This is a genomic window from uncultured Varibaculum sp. (genome assembly GCF_902489465.1).
Classification (GTDB): domain Bacteria; phylum Actinomycetota; class Actinomycetes; order Actinomycetales; family Actinomycetaceae; genus Varibaculum.
On the sequence record NZ_CABTZZ010000036.1, the window covers coordinates 1 to 17,948 of the forward strand.

Genomic DNA, 17,948 nt, shown 5'->3' on the forward strand with positions numbered 1-17,948 from the left:
ACCTACTAGAAAAAGAAATTTTCCAGTAGCTTTTCCAGTAGGTAGTTAATCGCCCTTTACGTCAACCGCGCGAAGCTGCCAAGTGCACTTAGGCGATGCGATCAACCAAGGTGTCGGCAAACTTTTCCAGCGCCGCTTTAACTTCGTTATCTTCAAGGAAAGCAATCGCTGCTTTCGCGTCCTCGCACCAAGAAAAAGCCAATTGCCGGGTACGTTCCAGCACCGAATGTGCCCGCAGCATCTGCACTACCCGTTCCAGTGCCGCGTCCTCGCTAACCAATGTACCTCGGCTAAGTTCCGCTAAAATCTTTTGCCCGTCCTCATCGAGAACTCCGCGCGCCGCGTCCTGCCTCAGCAGCAAAATCGGCATAGTATCTACGCCTTCACGCAAATCCGTGCCCGGAGTTTTCCCGGAATCTGCGCTATCAGAGGACAGATCAATAACGTCATCGGCCAACTGGAACGCTACCCCGATCTTTTCGCCGAACTGGACTACCGCTTCCGTCACGGCCTCGGGAGCCCCGGACAGCTCCGCGCCAAAGCGCGCCGACTGCGCTACCAAAGAACCAGTCTTATCCGCCAGCACCTGAATATAAAACTCCACCGGATCTTGACCTGCTTCCGGGCCGAAAGTCTCGTTCAATTGCCCGCGACATAAACGATCAAAAGTTACCGCATGCTGCAACACTGCGTCCGGCCCTAAAGTGGCAACCACTTGTGAAGCACGAGCAAAGACTAAGTCGCCTGCCAGTACCGCACGGTTATTACCCCACACACGTTGCACGGCATTCACCCCGCGTCTGGTGGGAGCCGAATCCATTACGTCATCGTGGTACAAAGTAGCCAGATGGGTAAGCTCAACTACCACGCAGGCACGCAGAATCTGTTCAGAGGAAGGACGCTCACCCAGATGGGAACACAGGAGCACCAAACCGGGGCGCATTCTTTTGCCACCGGCTTTCGCCAAATGCCCGACAATATCGTCAAGCACCCCTCGGTCATCTGATAGTACCTGGCTCAGGCGCTCCTCCACCTGAGCCAGGCCATCGGAAATTTGATCTTCGAGCTCTTCGATACGCGGCTGGGACAAGTTACTCACGGGATAACAATAGCGGTATTTTGTAAAATATCGAGAACTGATCCCGGGAAAATCCCCAGAAGCACTGTCAAGAGAGCACACATGCCTATCGCCACATAAGTGATCTCGGCATGCGGAGCTACCGTAGTGTTTTCTGCCACCGGATCTAGGAACATGATCTTACCCAGGCGGAAATAGTAGAAGGCAGTAATCGCAGAAGCAATGACTGCGCAAATAACCAACGCAGTTGCCCCTCCTTGTACACCAGCACTAAAGGCTAGGAATTTACCCACGAACCCGGCAGTCAGCGGAATCCCGGCAAAAGACAGCAAGAAGAGCATCATGCATCCTGCTAGCACCGGATGGGTTTTCCCGAACCCAGCCCAAGCGGACATGGAATGTTGCTCCGCAGTCGCGACCCCGTCCTCATTGCTAACCCGAACCAGGTAGATGATCGCGAAGGCACCAATGGTGGCAATCCCGTAGGTCAATAGGTAGAACAGGACTGCCCCATTAGCGTTTAAGGCTCCCTTAGTGAAGGCAATCAAAATAAAGCCGGCATGGGCAATCGAGGAGTAGGCAAGCATCCGTTTGATGTTATCTTGCACCAAACCGAAGAAGGTACCGACCGCCATGGTCAAAATGGCGACTGTCCACAAGAAGGGCTTGAAGTTCGCCTCGAACTGTACCACCACCGTGGAGAAGAAGCGCAGCATCGCGAGGAATGCCGCCGCCTTAACTCCCGCAGCCATGAAACCAGTCACCGGGGTAGGCGCACCCTGATACACATCCGGGGTCCAAGCATGGAAGGGAGCAGCACCAATCTTGAAGAGCAAGCCCACCATCATTAGGGCGGCACCCGTCATCAGCAGTTCCGGAGAAGCTACTCGATAAGGAATCGCTAATGCTAGCTGATCCAACAGCAGGGAGCCGGAGTAGCCGTATAGCAAAGACATACCCATGAGCATAAATCCCGAAGCGAAGGCTCCCAGCACGAAATACTTAAGCGCAGCTTCCTGGCTGAGGAGGCGACGGTAACGCGCCATGGCACTCATCGCATATAGGGGCAGCGAAATAATCTCTAGTGCCACAAACAAGGTGAGCATCGAGTTTGCCATGGGGAACAGCATCATTCCCCCTAGGGAGAATAGGCTGAGCGGCAGCACCTCGCTGCGCTGATAGCCACGTCTCTCAGTCTGTTCTTCTTGGAAAGAACCAGGAATATCTGAGGGCTGTCCGGCGAAAGCAGAAACCCGATTTCCGGTACGATCAATCATCGGAAGCAGCGCCAGCAAACCCACAATCAGCATCACCAGCTGGGAGAACATGGAGAATCCATCCACGATTAGCTCTCCGCGTACTAGCCGCTGACCAGTTTGCAGATCGAAGGCCCCGAATGAGGGCGCAAAGGCCAGCAGGGCAACCGCGACTACTGCAATCGACCAGGTGCATTGTACGGTCCAACGCTGTTTTGCGGGTACGAATGCCTCTAGCAGAATCCCGATGATTGCCCCAAAAAGTACCACCAATACCGGAGCCATTAGCGCCCAGTTAAAACCGAGCTCGCTAAAGTCATTAATCACGGTAGCGTTCATTAAGCTCACTTTCCGGTCCCTTCTACTTGAAACGCCACATCCTGGGTGACAATCACCTTTTGAGCAACCTGTGACATCGGATCAACCAACGGTTGTGGATGCAAACCAATCACCAGCATCAGCACAATCAGCGGGGCAGCCACTCCCCAACGTTCCCGGTTGTCCAAATCCTTAATCGACTTACGATGCTCCGGAGCCTTCCCGGTGAAAATCTTTTGATAAGGCAAAAGCACATAAACCGCGCCCGCGACTACTCCCACCAAGCAGAGCGCTGCTGCCCACTGATAGAGGCGGAAGGTACCAATCAGTACCATCAGCTCCGGCACGAAACCAGACAGACCGGGCAAGGCAATGGCGGCTAATCCGGAGATTAAGAAGGTACCGGCAATCAGCGGGGTCACCCGTTGCATACCGCCGTAAGCCTCAATGTCTTGGCTATGTCCCCGCTCAGTAAGGAATCCGCCAATCAGGAACATACCGGCGATCGATAGGCCGTGCGCCACCATATAAACCATGGCACCAGCCAGCGCCACGGTGTTGCCAACATAGATACCCAGCACCATCAAGCCAAAGTGAGCTACCGAGGTGAAGGAAATCAGACGCATTAGATCCTTTTGCGCCAAAGCCGCCAGTGAACCCCAGATTACGGAGATCACCGCCAGGATAATGAAAGCCAAGGCGGCTCGCCGGGAGGCATTCGGGAAGATGGTCAAACACAAAGTGATCATCCCGAAAGTACCGATTTTATCCAGGATTCCTACTAGCAGCGCAGAGGTTCCCGGACGGGCATTCTCGGCGGTGTCTGCCAGCCAGGTGTGTACTGGCACCATCGGCGCTTTGACCGCGAACGCAATAAAGAAGCTGATCATTAACGCCATTTCTACCCCGGGGCTAGCTTGTAGCTTTCCGGCCAGGTTCTCTATGAGGTAAAGGCCAGCGTGCTGCTCGTTAGAGGCAGCGGCCAGCGGAGAATAAACATAGATTCCCACGATACCGATTAGCATGACCAGTCCGCCGGCCAGGGAGTAAAGCAGGAACTTCATAGCTGCGGCTTTACGTTTTGCCCCATTTCCGTAGCGCCCAATCAGGAAGAACATGGGCACTAGCATGGCTTCAAACGCCAGGTAGAACACGAATACGTCACGAGCGGCAAAAATCAGCATCATAAATGCCAGGGTTGCCAAGGTAAGACCCACATACCCGGCATCATCGTAAGGTGTGTTCTCGCCCTCTAGGTCACGAGCCGAAGCAATCAGCACGATCAAAGTGAGCAGTGCCGAAAGTACTAGCATTGCCAGTCCGAGGCCGTTTACCCCCAGCGCCCAAGAAACTCCCAAAGCACGAATCCAGCTGTGAGTTTCTGCGAACTGGTAGGCGGCCGCTTTACCGTAGTCAAAATTCAGCGCCAAGTAAATGGTGCCTAGCAAAACCAAGGCCGATACTGCGAGACCGATCTGCCTCGCGGCAATCCGAGTAGGCTTTATCAACCACAACGCTAAAGCCGCCAGCGCCGGTAGCAGTACTAGCAGCGTTAGCACCGGGAAAGTTGAGTTCAAGACTGTAATTTCCATTTATCTTTTCCTCCTGCCCCTAAACCAATTGGCTTCCGACAACTAGGACCAGGGCTAAAAGCACACCACCCAGAATGTAACTGGCGTATGTACGAATGTAGCCATTTTGTACATGGCTAAGGGCACGTCCTAGCGCCCCAGCACACCAGGCGATACCCCGAACGATGCCGTCAATGAGGCCGCGGTCAGCGCCCCCAACACCGACAGTAAGTAGTTGTGCCGGTAGCATGGCGACCGACTCGTTAACGGTGTCCTGATACAGATCCACTCGGGCTGCTTCCACCAGAGCGTTGGAGGCCGGAGCAACTTTCGGTACCGGCTTGCGGACGTACATTACGAACGCCAAGGCCAGCCCGCAAAGAACCAGGATCAAGGTGATTACCGAAATCGCGGCGTGGGATAGCACCGAAACCGAAGCGTTTTCCGTAGCGGCTGCAGTGCCAGTAACTGGCTCGAGCCACTGGGTGAACTTCTCGGTGAATCCTAAAACCATCCCCATGGCCAGCGAGAATACTGACAGCACCACAATCGGTCCGTTCATCAACCAGGAAGCTTCGTGCGGATGCACATCGCTGCCACCGTCAAACTCGGTTGTCCACCGCTTTTCTCCATGGAAAATCATGAAGAACAGCCGCGACATATAGAATGAAGTGATTCCCGCGCCCACCATGGCTATCAACCCGAAGATCCAAGCCCCGGTGGTTCCAAATGCCGCCGAGTTAAAGGCAGCTGCGATAATCGGTTCTTTGGAGAAGAAACCCGAGAACGGGGGAATCCCCAAGATCGCCAGCCAGGCTATACCGAAACAGATCCAGGAAACCTTCATCACCGTACGCAGACCGCCGAACCGGCGCATATCTACTTGCTCGTTCATAGCGTGCATTACCGAGCCGGCACCCAGGAACAATTGGGCTTTGAAGAATCCATGTACGAACAGGTGGAAGATAGCCAGTGTCCATCCGATGGGCCCCAAACCGGCACCCAACATCATGTAACCGATCTGGGACATAGTGGACGCAGCCAGAACCTTCTTCATATCGTCCTTGGCGCAACCCACGATTGCTCCGAACAACAAGGTAATCGCACCGACGATTGCCACACAGAGCTGGGCAGTCGGGGAGGCCACAAAGATAGCCCCAGAACGCACAATCAAGTACACACCGGCGGTAACCATGGTAGCCGCGTGGATTAGTGCCGACACTGGGGTGGGGCCGGCCATGGCGTCGCCGAGCCAGGCTTGCAGCGGGAACTGCGCGGATTTACCGCAAGCAGCCAGTAGCAAGAACAGCCCGATGGCGGTAGCCCAACCAGCGGTCATATCCCCAGAGCGAGAAGCTCCCAGTACATCGACGAACTTCATGGAATTGAATTCCGCGTACATGGCCATCATGGCAAGCAACAGACCTAGGTCACCTACCCGGTTCATTACGAAGGCTTTCTTAGCTGCTACCGCATTGGCTAGTTCGTGATTCCAGAAGCCAATCAACAGGTAGGATGCCAGGCCGACGCCCTCCCAACCGAAGAACAACGCCACATAGGAATCCGAAAGCACCAGCGTCAGCATCGAGGCCACAAAGAAGTTCAAGTAGGCGAAGAAACGTCGCCGATCCGGATCGTGTTCCATATAGGCCACGGAATATACGTGGATCAAAGAACCCACAAAAGTAACCAGCAGTACAAAAGTCATCGAGAGCGGATCCAGGAGTAGATTCCAGGAAAGCTCAATGGTCTCATTTCCGCCTCCGGCCTTAAACCAGGTAAACACCGGAGATAAAACCGATCTTTCAGCTGGTGCCTGCCCGATCATTTGGCAGAAAATAATAAAGCCGATCAGGAAAGAACTCCAGGAGGCAACAACTGCCAACCAGTGTCCCCATTTATCGGTAGCCCGACCACATACCAGCAGGAAACCGGAAGATAACAGTGGAATCGCCACCATTAGCCACGCGTATTCCGCTAGTCCCGTAGCCGACACATTTGCCATTTGTTCTGCCGCGGTATTTAGCAACAACGAGTTCATTACTTTCTATACCCCCTAGCGTCCCATCAAACGCACTTCATCGACTGAGGTCGAACGCCGCGTCCTAAAGATCGAGACGATGATCGCCAGGCCTACCACCACTTCTGCCGCGGCTACCACCATGACGAAGAAGGCCATCACTTGCCCTTCAATGTTTTGATGCATATTGGAGAAAGTCACCAGCATCAAGTTACAGGAGTTCAGCATCAATTCCACTCCCATCAGGGCGATGACTGCCGAGTGACGGGTTAAAACGATCACCGCACCGATGAAGAAGAGTATGACTGCCAATACTAGATATGAAGTCAAAGACATTATTCACTGACCTCCGTTTGTGAGGCATCCAGTTTGGATGCTGCCGGCGGATCGCTGGGAGGCGCTCCCTCAATCTTGGGGGTGACTACCCGGGTCTTAGGGGAGTTCAACCCACTAGGCGCATCTTGTCCGGCCATCCCCCAGGCTCCAGATTTAGCGACTGCTTTCGAGGCCGCAGTAGAGTGCACCCCTTGCGCGGGGTTCGCCCCGAGGTCGGCTCGAATCTTCTCTACCAAGTGCGGTGCAGCTTCACCCAGCGAGCGGTCAGCGTTACGGGCACGCAACGCCGCGGAAACCGAGTTGACGATCGGACGTTGATCCTCTCCCGAAATGTTGGGAGTGTCAGTGGCGTTAGTAGTTTGATAAACACCCGCGGCCGGCTGCTGACCGGGATGAATACCCCGTTTAGCGTAATCTTCCATCCGAGCCTGCGCCGTCTCTGGCTGTTTAAACAGCTTATGGAGACGGTCCCCGTGAGTTAGCGAAACCGCCGCGACTACCGCGATGATCAACAGACAGCCGATGACTTCCATAGTGTAAATATGCTCGGTGAACAGGCTCATCGCGATCTTGACCGGGTTAGAATCGGTGCCACCTTGCGGTGAGGCAGTGGGCATATCCGGAACTTGACCAAACTTCGGTAGATAGGCCTTGAGTAGCATAACTGCCACAAAAATCGCTCCGAAAGCGCCCGCACAAATTGCGCTCCAACGCAAGAAACGGCGAGTACGCAGATAGTTATCCGAGGCAGCGACCCCCACCATCATGATAATGAACAGTATCAAGGTCATGACTGCGCCGGTATAGACCACTACTTGCACCACCCCAATAAAGTAGGCTCCCTGCGAGGCGTACATCATTGCTAGGCAGAGCATTACCCCCACCATACATACCGCAGAGTGAACTGCGGTTCGGCAAAACAGCACGCCGAGCGCTAGCGCCACCATGATTACTGCCGTGACCCAGAAGAATACGGTTTGTCCCGTACTAAAATCTGTAGCTGCGGCTTGGGCTAGCAATGTCATTGCTGAACCTCCTTAACCCCGGACTGGGTAAGAGTCGGATCTTCTGGACGGTGCTCGGCAACCCAATCACGTTGCGCCTGGGTCACACCGGTCACCTTCCCTCGGTAATAATCACCATCGGTGGTTCCTTCCACCATGGGGTGGGGAGCGGCAAGCATCCCGTCCTCGAGAGGAGCCAGGATCTGATCTTTCTCGTAGATCATAGTTTCGCGATGGTAATCCGCCATCTCAAAGTCGTTACTCATCGTCAAAGCTCGCGTGGGGCAAGCTTCAATACACATTCCGCAGAAAATACAACGTAAATAGTTGATTTGGTAAACCCTGCCGTAACGCTCCCCGGGCGAATACTGCGCCTCGGGAGCATTGGCTGCGGCCTCTACATAGATGGCATCCGCGGGACATGCCCAGGCACACAGTTCACATCCGATGCATTTCTCCAAGCCATCGGGATAGTGGTTCAGCTGATGGCGGCCGTGAAACCGCGGTTGCACATGCGGAGCCTCGTAGGGGTATTGCTCAGTTACCGTGGGACGGAAGAAAGAGCGGAAAGTAACTCCGAATCCAGCTACGGGAGCGAAAAACTCGCCTAACGCACCCTTTTCATCGGGCTCAAAGCTCATATCTTCCCTGTTGGGATTACGTTTACTCATTTGATTCCCCTTCGTTGGCTACCAGGTAATCTTCCCTGGTACTTGCCCGCACTACGGCACGCGGACTGGGAGGTAGTACTTGCCCAGGCAGAGGCGGCACCGGGTATCCGCCTTTGAAAGCGTCAAAGGGCTCGCTGGCTGCGGCTTCCTTTTGTGCTTGCTTTTCCAGGGCTTTGCGATCGGCCTTGCCCCCGGTTATCCAAATAATGATAAGGGCAACTATAAAGACTGCCGCAATCGCCATCATCCTTTGCGAAATACTGCCAATTCCGTATACGGTAACTACCCGCATCACGACCACCACTACCATCCAGGCGATCGATACCGGCAGCAAAATCTTCCAACCGAGCATCATTAACTGGTCATAGCGAACCCGCAGCAAGGTGCCACGTACCCAAATCATGAACCACATGACCGCCCAAACTTTGATTCCAAACCACAGGAATGGCCAAAGTCCGCTGTTGAGCGCGCCCCCGAGAATCGCATCCCCACCGGGGAAACGCCAACCACCCAGGAACAGCGTCACGCAGATCCCCGATACGTTAAACATGTTGATGTATTCCGCCAGGTAGAACCAGGCGAACTTCATCGAGGAGTACTCGGTCATATGCCCGGCTACGATCTCACCTTCACATTCAGGCAGGTCGAAAGGCAAACGGTTAACTTCGCCCATCATCGAAATCACGTAGATTACGAAAGCGGGGAAGAGGGCGACGCACCACCACATGGGGCTTTGCGCAGCCACAATCTCCGAGGTTTTCATGGAACCGGAAACTACGAACACTGATACCAGAGACATTCCCATTGCCAGTTCGTAGCTGATCACCTGGGCGGCGGAGCGGGTCGCACCATAAAGCGGCAGGTGCCCGTTGGACGCCCAACCGCCGAGGATAATGCCGTAAACTCCTAATCCCGCAACGGCAAGCATATAAAGCACCGCCACATTAGAATCGGTCAGCTGCATAGGAGTCGAAAAACTCCCAAAATGCAGATCGGGGCCGAAAGGAATTACCGCGTAGATGCAGAAGGCACAGGCGGCGGTGATAACCGGTGCCAGTAGATAAAGCACCTTGTCTACATTCCGTTTAAAGATATCCTCTTTAGTTAGTAGCTTGACGGCATCGGCTAGCGCCTGGAAAAGCCCCAGTGGACCGTGAACATTCGGTCCTGGCCGGGTCTGAATCCGCCCCAGGCCGCGCCTTTCCACCCACAGGGCCATGATCACACTGATAATCAGCCATGCCACGATGAATACCGCCTTGATTAAGGATATCCACCAGGTGTCATTACTGAAATCAGCGGCACCAGTACTACTTGCGCTTAGCAGGATTGTGGTATTCACTGCTGCACCTCCGCATTGGGCTCTAACTGGACTAAGGCGCCACTGGTGACGCCCAAAGATTCATACACGTGTGAGCCGGCTGAGCATTCGGGCACCCACACCACACGCTGTGGCATTTTGGTTAGTACCACGGGTAGCTGGATTTGTCCCCTGTCCGTTCTCAGGCTGATAGCGCCGCCATCTTGGATACCAAACTCTTGCGCAGTTTCCGGGCTGATACGCGCAAACGAAGCACGCCCAGCCGCTTGCATATCGGTGGCTCCCACCTGCAAAAGACCTTCATCAATCTGAGTCTTATGGCAAGTGATCACCACTTGCTTATTGGGGGGAGTTATCAACTCAGCAGGGGTGGCACCTTCGAACGCTACCCGTTTGCCATCCCAGTCCATAAGCTCATTAGCTTCCGCGTAAAGGGACTTCAGGGAATCGATCCCCAATTCCACCCCCATCACTTGGGCTAGCTTGTTTAATACTTCCCAGTCCGGCATGTCTTGGGAAACCAAGGCTTGTCCAAAGGGACGTAAGCGCCCTTCCCAGTTAATAAAGGTACCGGGTTTCTCCGAAACTGGCGCCACCGGGAAGACTACGTCCGCTGCTTGGGCGGCCGGCGTGAGATTAACTTCCAGGGAAACTACGAACGAGGCCGCAGCTAAGGCTTTCTGCGCTAAGTTTTGATCTGGCAGGTCGCGCAAGTCTAGACCACCGAGCACCAGAGCAGACAGTTCCCCAGAGCAGGCGCCCTCTAGAATCTTCTGCGTGTCACGTCCAGGCGTATCTGGCAGTTGCGCATTCCAAGCAGCCGCTAGATCACTGCGGGCTTCTGCATCCCGTGCATCGCGTCCAAAGGGCAACAAGCCGGGTAAAGTGCCGGCTTCTACTCCCCCACGTTCGCCGCTGCGGCGCGGAATCCAAGCTAGCCGCGCTCCACTGCGAGCAGCCAAATTATTAACTGCTGCTAGTAAGCCCGGAACGGTACCAGCACGTTCGCCAACTACGATTACTGCGTCTTCGCCTTGCAGGCCGGCAAAAACTGTACCAAAGTCTCCTTCGGCCTCAGCTTTTACATTGGCTACTACTTCCGGCTCAGTTCCGGGAGCTGCAAACAGTACTGTGGCGCCAGTCTTTACCGAGGAGGGAGAGGCGAAAGGTGCCACTGTGGCTACCTTTACGCTTCCGGAGCGTACCCCTTTACGTAACCGCAGGAATACGGAACCGCATTCGTCCTCAGGTTCGAAACCAACCAATAGCACTTGACCGGCTTTTTCCAGGTCAGAGTAGGTTACTGGCATTCCTGCACCCGCAAAATAGGCGCCTAAGAAAGATTCTTCTTCCCGGCCAGCCGCGCGGGTGCGCTGATCAATATCGTTAGTTCCACAAACAACGCGAGCAAACTTGGACCAGGTGTAGGCGTCCTCAAAAGTTAGCCTGCCACCGGGCAGGAAACCAACTTTGCCTTTCCCGGCTGCTGCCAGTCCCTTCGCAGCACGATCAAAAGCATCCGACCAAGAGGTGGGAACCAGTTTGCCGTCCTCGCGCACCAGTGGAGTTTTAATCCGGGAAGGTTGGAATTGCCACTGGTAACCAAAGCGATCTTTATCGGTGATCCACTCTTCGTTTACTTCCAGATCCTTTTGCGCTAGCCGTCGGGTGATAGTTCCGCGACGAATATCGGTGCGCAAAGCAGAACCAGAAGCGTCCTGCTCGGTGACTCCCCGGGTGGAAACCAAATCGAAAGGCCGCGCCCGGAAGCGATAACGCTTTGAGGTCAGTGCCCCTACCGGACAGATCTGAATGATATTGCCCGAGAAGTAAGAGCTAAACAGTCTACCTGCCTGGTCTTTCTCGTCCACGCCGGCGCCAATGGCAGCCGGGGAGGAAAGCGGAGCAGGTTTACCGTGAGAATCCGAAAGCGCTTCAGCGCCAGGGTCTAGACGCAAATGCGAATCTGCACCCTCAGAATGGGAAATCCCCAAGATTTCCTGGTCAAAGGCACCTATGTTTTCACCCATGAAATCATGATCGTCACGAGGCGAGGAACCGCCCCCGCGTCCTTGCAAGGCGATGAAAGAGTCACCTGCAATCTGGTTAGCGAACCGTACACAACGCTGACATAGTACGCAGCGTTCCCGGTCAATCAGAATTTGGCTAGTTAGCTCTACCGGTTTTGGCCACAGTCGCTTTTCATCACTGAAGCGGGTATGCAAAGTGCCATGCGACATGGCTTGATTTTGCAGTGGGCATTCCCCGCCCTTATCGCAAATCGGGCAATCCAAGGGGTGGTTAATCAACAGGAATTCGGTAATCCCGTGTTCGGCTTTCTCCGCTACTTCCGAAGTCGCGGCAGTTTTTATCTCCATCCCGGCCATCGCGGTCATAGTGCAGGCTGGCTGGGGCTTGGGCATAGGGCGAACCACCCCATCACGTCCCGGCATCGCCACCTCTACCAGGCACTGCCGGCAGGCTCCTGCCGGATCTAGTAGCGGATGGTCACAGAACCGCGGAATATGAATTCCTAGTTTTTCGGCTGCGCGAATTAGCAGTGTACCTTTAGCGACCTCAATGTCCTGGCCGTCAATATTGATTTGGACTTGCTCACTCACAGGGCGCCTCCTTTATTAAAAACCTCCGAGGCAGCGGGCGGGAATGCCTCCCACCAGGGAGTCGTATATCCGGCCTCGAACTCTTCGCGGAATTTATCGATTCCGCTACGCACCGGGGTAGCCGCTGCATCACCGAGGGCGCAGAAGCTGCGTCCGGCGATATTGCCGGCAATATCGTAAAGCAGGTCTACATCGCCCTCTTGACCTTTGCCGGCCTCTAAGCGGTGCATTATCTGTTTCATCCAATAGGTACCCTCACGGCACGGGGTGCATTTACCGCAGGATTCATGCTGGTAGAAATCAGTCCAACGGCTAATCACCCGTACTACGGAAGTAGTGTCATCAAAGACCTGCAGGGCGCGGGTTGCCAGCATCGATCCCGAGGCGGCCACGTCCTCGTAAGTTAAGGGAACATCTAAGTCATCGGGAGTAAATAGTGGAGTCGAGGATCCACCCGGGGTATAGAACTTTAAGGCGTGCCCCTCGCGAATCCCGCCGGAGTATTCCAGCAGCTCGCGCATGGTAATCCCAAACGGTGCCTCATATAGACCCGGATGTTTAATGTGACCAGACAGGTTAAACATGCCGTAACCGAGGGATTTATCTTGCCCCATTGAGGCGTACCATTCCGCCGAATTACGGAACACCGTGGATACTTGGGCAATGGTTTCGGCGTTGTTAATTACCGTAGGTCGAGCATAGAGCCCCTTGACTGCCGGGAAGGGCGGTTTCAAACGGGGGTGACCCCGCTTGCCCTCTAGAGAATCCAGCAGTGCGGTTTCTTCTCCGCAGATATAGGCGCCGGCACCGGCGTGGGCAATCAACTTCAGATCACCCAATAATCCGGCATCTTCGGCCTCCTTAATGGCCACTAGCAGACGGTTATAGGCGTGAACGACTTCGCCACGGATATAGATAAAAGCGTGATCGCAACCGATAGCCAAGCAGGTGATCGCCACCCCTTCGATAACCGCGTGCGGGTTAGCCAAAATCATCGGGATATCTTTGCAGGTACCCGGCTCTGATTCGTCACAGTTAACGGTCAGGTAACGCGGACCGCCGTCATCAGGCGGCAGGAACGACCATTTCAGACCAGTACCGAAACCGGCACCACCACGTCCGCGCACGCCGGCTTGCTTGACTGCATCCAGAATTTGCGCCGGTTCCATTTGCTTGGCTTTTTCCAGGCCGGCGTAACCGCCAGTTTTCTGGTAGGCCTGCAGCGTCCAGCTCTCCGGCTCCCGATACTGTTTAGTGATAATCGGGGTCAGCGGAACCCGGCGGATCTCAGACTTTCCGTTTTCGCTCACTTGTCCGCCTCCTTATGATCAGCAGAGGAATGCTCCTTGCCGACCGGATCTTTTCCGGCCTCATTAGCAGCTGCACCCGAAGATGTATCCCCAGCCTGTGCGACTTCAGGTTCTCCAAACTGACCGAGGTCAGGGGCTTGCATACCTTGTTCTTCGGCTACTTTTAGTCCCCACAAACTGGCGGGACCGGCAGCCACGCCCTGATTTGCAGTCTCGGGATTAGGGAATCCGGCCAAAATCCGGCTGGCTTCTTTGAAAGTAGGAGCCACCTCGGATCCTCGCGTGGGATGCACCGGTTTTCCAGCTTTAATATCGCGCACCAATTGCACCGCTGATTCGGGAGTCTGATTATCGAAGAACTCCCAGTTAACCATAACTACCGGCGCATAGTCGCAGCCAGCATTGCATTCGAGTGCCTCGAGAGTAATCTTGCCGTCAGCGGTAGTCTCATCATTTCCGACCTCTAGTTCTTTTTCTAAAGTCTCCATGATGTTATCCCCTCCGAGGACGGCGCAGAGGGCGTTAGTGCATACCCCCACGGTATATTCGCCGTTAGGGTGCCGTTTGAACTGGGTATAGAAGGTGGCAACCGCGCTGACTTCCGCCCGTTGGCAGTTAAGAATATCGGCGATTAGCCCGATGCCGTTGGCGGTGACGTATCCGTCAATGCTCTGCACTAGGTGCAGCAACGGAATCATAGCGCTGCGTTCGTGCCCCTGTGGATAGCGAGCAATAATTTCCGCTGCTTCTGCACGGAACTTTTGCTCGACCTCAAAATCGTAAAAACTCATTAGCGATCGACACCTCCCAGGACGGGATCCACACTGGCGAGCGCCACAATCAAGTCAGAGATCGTACCGCCTTGTGCCATCAAGGATAAGGACTGCAGGTTAGCAAAGCTGGGGTCACGGAAGTGCGCCCGATAGGGACGAGTGCCCCCATCCGAGACCACGTGTACCCCCATTACGCCTTTAGCGTGTTCCACCAGCTGCGTGGCCTGGCCAACCGGTGCTCTAAAGCCTTCGGTCACCAACTTGAAATGTTGAATCAGGGACTCCATGGAGTTACCCATGATCTCTTTGATGTGTTCGGGAGAGTTACCTTGGCCATCGGTACCTACGCTCAGCTGTGCGGGCCATTTGATTTGCGGATCGGAAATCATGACCGGTTCGCCCTCGGTTTCATCAAGGCGATCCAGTACCTGGTAGATAATCTTCAAGGATTCATAACATTCGTCGAAGCGAACCACAGTCCGGTTATAGGCATCGGACTGGTTAGCTACGGGAACATCGAACTCGAAGTTTTCGTATCCACAATAGGGCTGCATCTTCCGCATATCCAGGGGATATCCGGCTGCCCTCACGGAAGGACCGGTCATAGACATCGCCATATGCCCCGATAAAGGCAAAACAGCTACATCGCAAAAACGAGCCTTAAAGATCGGGTTCTGCAAAGTCAGATCCTGCAGCTCGTTGATATCACGGCGGGTCTTGGGGAGCAGATCACGAATATAATCGGTGCACCCAGGCGGCAAATCTTGTGCCACCCCACCGGGACGGATATAGGCGTGGTTCATACGCAAACCGGTGATCTGTTCGAAGATCCGCAGGATTTCTTCGCGTCCTCTGAACCCGATGGTCATCATGGTGGTGGCGCCCAGCTCATTACCGCCGGTAGCAATGGCCACTATATGTGAGGCAATCCGGTTTAACTCCATCATCAGGATGCGGATTAGGTTTGCCCGCTCCGGGATTTCTGCGGTTTTCTTTAGAAGTTTTTCTACTGCCAGGCAGTAGGCGACTTCCTGGAAGAATGGGGCTACATAATCCATCCGGGTGCAGTAGGTTACGCCCTGCGTCCAGGTGCGGTATTCCATGTTCTTTTCGATACCGGTATGCAAGTATCCGGTTCCCACCCGTACATCGCGAACGTATTCTCCATCGAGTTCCGCAATCAGGCGCAACACCCCGTGGGTCGAGGGGTGAACCGGGCCGATATTCATCACCACCCGCTCATTGGCGAGTTTTTCGACTTCGGAGGCCATTTCTTCCCAGTCTCCGCCATGCAGATCGTATTGCGGAGTGTCCTCGGTTACTAGACTGTCGAGGGCAGGACCGGCAGCTCGGAGCAGGGGGCTGTTCTTTTCGTCAGTGTATTTCATTTAGCTGTATGACCTCCGAGAATCGGCGGGCGGAACTGTCGCGCCCTTAAATTGCACCGGGATACCGCCTAACGGATAGTCTTTCCGCTGCGGATGTCCTACCCAGTCGTCGGGTAAAGCAGTTCTGGTCAGACCGGGATGACCGGTAAAGATAATTCCCATCAGATCCCAGGTTTCTCGCTCCCACCAGTCATTTCCTGGGTAGGTAGCTACCACCGAGGGAATCCGAGGATCAGATTCCGGGCAGGTAACTTCTATGCGCAGCTGGCGGTTGTGGGTTGCGGAAAAGAGCATATAGGCAGCGTGCAGCTCTTTCCCCGTGTCATGCGGATAGTGCACACCGTTGACCCCAAGGCACAGCTCGAAACGCAGATCTTGATCGTCGCGGAGCCATCTGGCGACTTGCGGCAGGTGCTCGCGGGCGATGAAAATAGTCAGTTCATCATTATCAACTACTACCCGCTCGATTACCTGCGCTATTTCCAGGTCAGACTGTTCGATAAGCTCTTCTAAAATATCCACAACTTCATCGAACCAAGAGCCATAGGGACGTCCGCTTTCAGCCGGCATCTGGCGACGCAATTGCAATTCAGTGAAACCGGTGGTGTCACCGTCATCGTGTACCCCGAACAGACCGTGGCGGGTACCCATATCTGAGCCGGCCGTAAAACCGCGCGGAGCGGTTACCTCGACCGCTACTGGCCCGTCCTCAACATCGGAATGGAGGACTACTGTCTTGTCGTCTTCGCTCACGCCAACAGTCCTTTCATCTGGGAGGTAGGAGTCGCTTCCAAGGCCGCCTTTTCGGCTTTACGGGCGATCTCCAGCCGTTCTTTTTGAGTAATAGGAGTGCGGTAGTGGATCTGATCCCACAGCACCATAATCGCGTGGATTAGGGCTTCGGGACGCGGGGGGCATCCGGGCAGATAGACATCAACGGGCACCACGTGGTCGCAGCCTTGCACTACCGCATAGTTGTTGAATACCCCGCCGGAGGAAGCACAGGCACCCATGGAAATAACCCATTTAGGCTCCGGCATGGCATCGTAACAGTTGCGGATAATCGGCGCCATCTTCCAGGAAACCCTGCCCGATACGATCATCAGATCAGCATGCCGCGGAGAGGCACGGAAAACTTCCATCCCGAAACGGGAAATATCAAAGCGCGGGGTGCCGGTGGCCATCATTTCGATAGCGCAGCAGGCCAGCCCCATAGTCACCGGCCAGACACTAGCTTTACGGTTAAGACCCATAAACTTGTCTAGGCTAGTGAGGGCGACTCCTGCCGGCAGCTCATTATCAAAAGACATGCTGTACCTCCTGTACCTCTCTTAATAGTCCAGTCCGCCGCGGCGCCATTCATAAATATAGGGCACCAGCACCAACACAATGAACAGTAGGATGTCGATCAATACCGGAATGGCCATCACTTGACCAAAATGCCCGATTGATACCGCGAACGGGTATAGGAACACCATTTCCACGTCGAAGACAATGAACGTCATCGCAATCAAGTAGTACTTAATCGGGAAACGTCCGCGGGCGTCCTCGTGAACATTGGGATCAATCCCGCATTCATAAGTCGCCAGTTTGGTGCGGGTTTTGCGCCCCGGGCCGAGAACTGCCGACAGTACCAGACCGCCGACGGCCAGCACAATCGCGACCGCACCCATGATTAACAGTGATGCCGATGGACTCATTTGGCCTCCACATCCTTTTTATCCGCTCCGCCAGCTATGGCGAAGTTACTGCTGTAGTTTCCGGTTAGATTCCGGTTCGGTTGTTCTTTCTGACCGTTGTGCTTCATGACGGTATTACCACCTTAGTCAGAATTCGCAGCATCTTGTCGGAGGCTACTCCGCCGCGGCGTTCATAACCATCAGAAAGCATCTTATGGACAAATCGCATCAGCGCCGGTTTATCCAACCCGTACTTGGTACAGGCATGCATAATTTTGGGATTCTCGATCAGGCGCACAAACACGCGACCCAAACTGTAGTAACCCCCGTATTGATCTTGCAGGTCACGAGGGTATTCTCGAAGGGCCAGTTCTGCTTGTCCACGCGAGGTACGTCCCAGTGCCTGGATTAAAGCGTCAGCGGCGCGCCGTCCGGCGAACATCCCCGGGGCGATTCCTTCCCCGTTGAAAGGAGATACCATTCCGGCGGCATCACCGACCAAAAGTAGTCCATTTTCGTATGCCGTCTTTTGCTTGAATGTAATTGGAAAGGTGGGAGACCGAAGGGGCTCGACCAAGTTTTCTTCAGATAGGATCCATTCG

General features: G+C 54.5%; 16 protein-coding genes. All 16 read right to left on the reverse strand.

Annotation, left to right across the window (positions count from 1 at the left end):
- Positions 1-88 precede the first annotated feature (88 nt).
- On the reverse strand, positions 89-1,099 hold the full coding sequence (locus tag RDM26_RS06790) for a polyprenyl synthetase family protein (RefSeq protein WP_307738235.1): 1,011 nt from the start codon (positions 1,097-1,099) through the stop codon (positions 89-91).
- Positions 1,096-2,673, reverse strand: a complete 1,578-nt coding sequence (nuoN, locus tag RDM26_RS06795) for an NADH-quinone oxidoreductase subunit NuoN (protein WP_307738245.1) — start codon at positions 2,671-2,673, stop codon at positions 1,096-1,098. Before nuoN ends, RDM26_RS06790 begins: the two co-directional genes overlap by 4 nt.
- Before the next feature lie 5 nt (positions 2,674-2,678).
- Complete coding sequence (locus RDM26_RS06800; protein WP_307738236.1) at positions 2,679-4,244, reverse strand: NADH-quinone oxidoreductase subunit M; 1,566 nt, start codon at positions 4,242-4,244, stop codon at positions 2,679-2,681.
- Positions 4,245-4,263: 19 nt separating this feature from the next.
- Positions 4,264-6,264 (reverse strand): NADH-quinone oxidoreductase subunit L, encoded by a 2,001-nt coding sequence (gene nuoL / locus RDM26_RS06805; protein ID WP_307738237.1) that lies wholly within the window; start codon positions 6,262-6,264, stop codon positions 4,264-4,266.
- Between the two features lie 15 nt (positions 6,265-6,279).
- Entirely contained in the window at positions 6,280-6,579 is a 300-nt protein-coding gene (gene nuoK, locus RDM26_RS06810) for an NADH-quinone oxidoreductase subunit NuoK (protein ID WP_022864652.1), read from the reverse strand.
- Positions 6,579-7,604, reverse strand: coding sequence for an NADH-quinone oxidoreductase subunit J (locus tag RDM26_RS06815; protein ID WP_307738238.1), 1,026 nt, complete (start codon positions 7,602-7,604; stop codon positions 6,579-6,581). The genes nuoK and RDM26_RS06815 overlap by 1 nt, the downstream gene beginning before the upstream one ends.
- Positions 7,601-8,254, reverse strand: a complete 654-nt coding sequence (nuoI, locus tag RDM26_RS06820) for an NADH-quinone oxidoreductase subunit NuoI (RefSeq protein ID WP_307738239.1) — start codon at positions 8,252-8,254, stop codon at positions 7,601-7,603. The genes RDM26_RS06815 and nuoI overlap by 4 nt, the downstream gene beginning before the upstream one ends.
- Complete coding sequence (gene nuoH / locus RDM26_RS06825) at positions 8,247-9,596, reverse strand: NADH-quinone oxidoreductase subunit NuoH (protein ID WP_307738240.1); 1,350 nt, start codon at positions 9,594-9,596, stop codon at positions 8,247-8,249. The genes nuoI and nuoH overlap by 8 nt, the downstream gene beginning before the upstream one ends.
- Entirely contained in the window at positions 9,593-12,196 is a 2,604-nt protein-coding gene (locus RDM26_RS06830) for an NADH-quinone oxidoreductase subunit G (RefSeq protein ID WP_307738241.1), read from the reverse strand. The genes nuoH and RDM26_RS06830 overlap by 4 nt, the downstream gene beginning before the upstream one ends.
- Positions 12,193-13,506 carry an NADH-quinone oxidoreductase subunit NuoF gene (nuoF, locus tag RDM26_RS06835; protein WP_307738242.1) on the reverse strand — a complete coding sequence of 438 codons (1,314 nt, stop codon included), beginning with the start codon at positions 13,504-13,506 and terminating at the stop codon, positions 12,193-12,195. Before nuoF ends, RDM26_RS06830 begins: the two co-directional genes overlap by 4 nt.
- Positions 13,503-14,297 (reverse strand): NADH-quinone oxidoreductase subunit NuoE, encoded by a 795-nt coding sequence (nuoE, locus tag RDM26_RS06840; RefSeq protein WP_307738243.1) that lies wholly within the window; start codon positions 14,295-14,297, stop codon positions 13,503-13,505. The genes nuoF and nuoE overlap by 4 nt, the downstream gene beginning before the upstream one ends.
- Entirely contained in the window at positions 14,297-15,667 is a 1,371-nt protein-coding gene (locus RDM26_RS06845; RefSeq protein ID WP_307738244.1) for an NADH-quinone oxidoreductase subunit D, read from the reverse strand. The genes nuoE and RDM26_RS06845 overlap by 1 nt, the downstream gene beginning before the upstream one ends.
- The gene (locus RDM26_RS06850; protein WP_307738246.1) at positions 15,668-16,318 is read right to left on the reverse strand and encodes an NADH-quinone oxidoreductase subunit C; all 651 of its coding nucleotides are present in this window, start codon (positions 16,316-16,318) and stop codon (positions 15,668-15,670) included.
- A gap of 98 nt (positions 16,319-16,416) precedes the next feature.
- Positions 16,417-16,977 carry an NADH-quinone oxidoreductase subunit B gene (locus RDM26_RS06855; RefSeq protein ID WP_024059899.1) on the reverse strand — a complete coding sequence of 187 codons (561 nt, stop codon included), beginning with the start codon at positions 16,975-16,977 and terminating at the stop codon, positions 16,417-16,419.
- A gap of 21 nt (positions 16,978-16,998) precedes the next feature.
- Positions 16,999-17,367 carry an NADH-quinone oxidoreductase subunit A gene (gene ndhC, locus RDM26_RS06860; RefSeq protein ID WP_024059900.1) on the reverse strand — a complete coding sequence of 123 codons (369 nt, stop codon included), beginning with the start codon at positions 17,365-17,367 and terminating at the stop codon, positions 16,999-17,001.
- 103 nt (positions 17,368-17,470) lie between these two features.
- A partial coding sequence (locus tag RDM26_RS06865) for an NAD(P)/FAD-dependent oxidoreductase (protein WP_374041825.1) occupies positions 17,471-17,948 on the reverse strand: 478 nt, incomplete at its 5' end.

What these genes read in the sequence shown, in the direction of transcription:
- RDM26_RS06850 (WP_307738246.1), bottom strand. Translation starts at nt 16,318, where the DNA reads ATGGGTACCCGCCACGGTCTGTTCGGGGTACACGATGACGGTGACACC.
- RDM26_RS06845 (WP_307738244.1), bottom strand. Translation starts at nt 15,667, where the DNA reads ATGAAATACACTGACGAAAAGAACAGCCCCCTGCTCCGAGCTGCCGGT.
- nuoL (WP_307738237.1), bottom strand. Translation starts at nt 6,264, where the DNA reads ATGAACTCGTTGTTGCTAAATACCGCGGCAGAACAAATGGCAAATGTG.
- RDM26_RS06800 (WP_307738236.1), bottom strand. Translation starts at nt 4,244, where the DNA reads ATGGAAATTACAGTCTTGAACTCAACTTTCCCGGTGCTAACGCTGCTA.
- ndhC (WP_024059900.1), bottom strand. Translation starts at nt 17,367, where the DNA reads ATGAGTCCATCGGCATCACTGTTAATCATGGGTGCGGTCGCGATTGTG.
- nuoE (WP_307738243.1), bottom strand. Translation starts at nt 14,297, where the DNA reads ATGAGTTTTTACGATTTTGAGGTCGAGCAAAAGTTCCGTGCAGAAGCA.
- RDM26_RS06815 (WP_307738238.1), bottom strand. Translation starts at nt 7,604, where the DNA reads ATGACATTGCTAGCCCAAGCCGCAGCTACAGATTTTAGTACGGGACAA.
- nuoK (WP_022864652.1), bottom strand. Translation starts at nt 6,579, where the DNA reads ATGTCTTTGACTTCATATCTAGTATTGGCAGTCATACTCTTCTTCATC.
- nuoN (WP_307738245.1), bottom strand. Translation starts at nt 2,673, where the DNA reads ATGAACGCTACCGTGATTAATGACTTTAGCGAGCTCGGTTTTAACTGG.
- RDM26_RS06855 (WP_024059899.1), bottom strand. Translation starts at nt 16,977, where the DNA reads ATGTCTTTTGATAATGAGCTGCCGGCAGGAGTCGCCCTCACTAGCCTA.
- nuoI (WP_307738239.1), bottom strand. Translation starts at nt 8,254, where the DNA reads ATGAGTAAACGTAATCCCAACAGGGAAGATATGAGCTTTGAGCCCGAT.